Origin of the sequence: Streptomyces bugieae (assembly GCF_036352915.1) — a bacterium.
Taxonomy (GTDB): Bacteria; Actinomycetota; Actinomycetes; order Streptomycetales; family Streptomycetaceae; genus Streptomyces; species Streptomyces endophytica.
In genome coordinates this window covers 1-919 of sequence record NZ_JAZBJP010000082.1, presented here as the reverse complement: position 1 = coordinate 919, position 919 = coordinate 1, and the positions used below count along the sequence as shown (strand labels likewise).

Here is a 919-nt window from a genome sequence, read left to right as displayed (position 1 = left end):
CCGCTGAAGAACATCGATGGCCGGTACACCGCTGACGAGCGCACGCTCGATGAGCTGGAGGCGGAGGGCCGGGTGGTCTTCCGTTACCTGGACGGCAACCCCAACGGTTCGTTGCGTGACATTGCCGGCATCACGAATGCGGCGGGCAATGTGGTCGGCCTGATGCCGCACCCCGAGCACGCGGTGGAGCCGCTGATCGGGACCGGCCGGACCGACGGCCTGGGATTCTTCACCTCGATCCTGAAGAAGCTGGTGGGCGCCTGATGACTCTCGACACTGTCAAGCACGCCACCGAGACCCCCGAATCCGCCCAGCCCTGGGCCGAGTTGGGTCTGAAGGAGGACGAGTACGCGCGGATCCGCGAGATCCTGGGCCGCCGCCCCACCGGGGCGGAGCTGGCGATGTACTCGGTGATGTGGTCCGAGCACTGCTCGTACAAGTCCAGCAAGGTGCATCTGAAGCAGTTCGGGGAGAAGGCGCCCGAGAACGATGCGCTGCTGGTCGGTATCGGTGAGAACGCCGGCGTGGTGGATGTGGGCCAGGGGTATGCGGTGACCTTCAAGGTCGAGTCGCACAACCACCCCTCCTACATCGAGCCCTACCAGGGCGCGGCGACGGGTGTGGGCGGTATCGTCCGCGACATCCTGGCGATGGGTGCCCGTCCGGTGGCGGTGGTCGATCCGCTGCGGTTCGGTGCGGCCGATCACCCCGACACCAAGCGTGTGCTGCCGGGCGTGGTGGCCGGGATCGGCGGCTACGGCAACTGCCTGGGCCTGCCGAACATCGGTGGTGAGGTCGTCTTCGACGCCTGCTACCAGGGCAATCCGCTGGTCAACGCCGGCTGCATCGGTGTGATGAAGCACGAGGACATCCACCTGGCCAAGGCCTCCGGCGCCGGCAACAAGGTCATCCTCTACGG

At 66.7% G+C, this 919-nt stretch carries 2 protein-coding genes; both read left to right on the top strand.

What is annotated here, in order from left to right:
- A partial coding sequence (locus V2J85_RS40255) for a phosphoribosylformylglycinamidine synthase subunit PurQ (RefSeq protein WP_330824347.1) occupies nt 1-264 on the top strand: 264 nt, incomplete at its 5' end.
- Nucleotides 264-919: AIR synthase related protein (locus tag V2J85_RS40250; RefSeq protein WP_330824346.1), on the top strand; the 656-nt coding region annotated here is incomplete at its 3' end. The genes V2J85_RS40255 and V2J85_RS40250, both read left to right, overlap by 1 nt.